Consider the following 1,803-nt stretch of genomic DNA (forward strand, 5'->3'; position numbering starts at 1 on the left):
CTGCTGGACGCCCTCGCCGCGCTGGCCGAGGAACGGCCCAGCCCCGCCGTCGTCACCGGCACCGCCGCGGCCGGCGCGCGCCGCGTCACCTTCGTCTTCCCCGGCCAGGGCGCCCAGTGGGCCGGCATGGCCGTACCCCTGCTGGGCACCTCCCCGGTGTTCGCGGCGGCATGGGCGGAGTGCGCCCGCGCCCTCGCGCCCTGGGTCGACTGGTCGCCGGACGAGGCGATCCGCTCCCCGCAGGCGCTGGAGCGGGTCGACGTCGTGCAGCCCGTGCTGTGGGCCGTCATGGTCAGCCTCGCCGAGCTGTGGCGGGCCGCGGGCGTCCGGCCCGACGCCGTGATCGGCCACTCGCAGGGCGAGATCGCCGCCGCCTGCGTCGCCGGCGCCCTGTCCCTGGAGGACGGCGCGAAGGTCGTCGCGCTGCGCGCCAAGGCCCTGCTCGCGCTCGCGGGCCGCGGCGGCATGCTGTCCGTCCCGCTGCCCGAGGCGGAGGTCCGGGCCCGGCTCGACCACCGGCCCGGCCTCGGCATAGCCGCCGTCAACGGACCGTCCACGGTGGTGGTCTCCGGCGAGACGGCGGCCCTCGACGCCGCCCAGGCCGCCTGGGAGGCCGACGGCATCCGGGTGCGCCGCATCCCCGTCGACTACGCCTCCCACTCCCCGCACGTCACCGAGGTCCGCGACCGCCTCGCCGCCGACCTCGCCGGCCTCACCCCGCGCCCGGCGGAAGTGACCTTCCTGTCCACCCTCACCGGCGAGCCGCTCGACACCACCGCGCTCGACGCCGGCTACTGGTACCGGAACCTGCGCGAACCGGTCCGCTTCGAGGCGGCCACCCGGCGCGCCCTCGCCCAGGGCCACCGCGTGTTCATCGAGGTCGGCCCGCACCCCGTCCTCACCCTCGGCGTCCAGCAGACCGCCGAGGCGATGGACGTGCCCGCCACCGCGGTCGCCACCCTCCGCCGGGACCACGGCGACCTGCTCCGCTTCCGCACCGCCCTGGCCGAGGCCGCCGTCCTCGGCGCGCCCGTGGACTGGGCCGCCGAACTCGCGCCGTACACGCCCCGCCGGGTCGACCTGCCCACCTACGCCTTCCAGCGCGAGCGCTACTGGCTCACCCCGCAGCGGCGCGCCGCGCTCGCCGCCGGCACCGGCAGCGACCCGTGGGACGGCCGGTTCTGGGACATCGTGGACCGCGCCGACGTCGCCGAACTCTCCCGCGCCCTCGGCGTCGACACCGACGACCCGCTCACGGCCGTCGTACCGGCCCTGGCCCGCCGGCGCCGCCTGCTGCGCGAGCAGTCGGCCGTGGACGGCTGGCGCTACACCGTCACCTGGGAGCGGCTCGCCGTTCCCGACGACGCCCGGCCGACCGGTCCGTGGCTGCTCGTCGTACCAGCGGCACGGGCCGACGACCCGCTCGCCGCGCACGTGGCCGCCGCCCTCACCGCGCGCGGCGCCGAGGTCGGCACGCTCACCCTCGGCGCGGACGACACCGACCGCGCCGCGCTCGCGGACCGGCTCGCCGGCCACCGGCCGGCCGGGGTGCTGTCCCTGCTCGCCCTGGACGACGCCCCGCACCCCGGCCACCCCGCCCTGCCCACCGGACTGGCCCTGACCGTCGCCCTGGTGCAGGCCCTCGGCGACGCCGGCGTCACCGCGCCGCTGTGGTGCGCCACCCGGGGCGCCGTCGCCACCGGCCCCGCCGACCGCGTCACCGCGCCCGCCCAGGCGCAGACCTGGGGCCTCGGCCGGGTCGTCGCCCTCGAACACCCCGAGCGCTGGGGCGGCCTGATCGAC

General features: G+C 78.6%; 1 protein-coding gene. It reads left to right on the forward strand.

Going from position 1 to position 1,803, the window contains the following annotated elements; all coding sequences use genetic code 11:
- Positions 1 to 1,803: acyltransferase domain-containing protein (locus CCN44_RS18775; RefSeq protein ID WP_143649850.1), on the forward strand; the 1,803-nt coding region annotated here is incomplete at both ends.

It is taken from the genome of Streptomyces tricolor (genome assembly GCF_002155905.1).
GTDB classification, from domain to species: Bacteria; Actinomycetota; Actinomycetes; order Streptomycetales; family Streptomycetaceae; genus Streptomyces; species Streptomyces tricolor.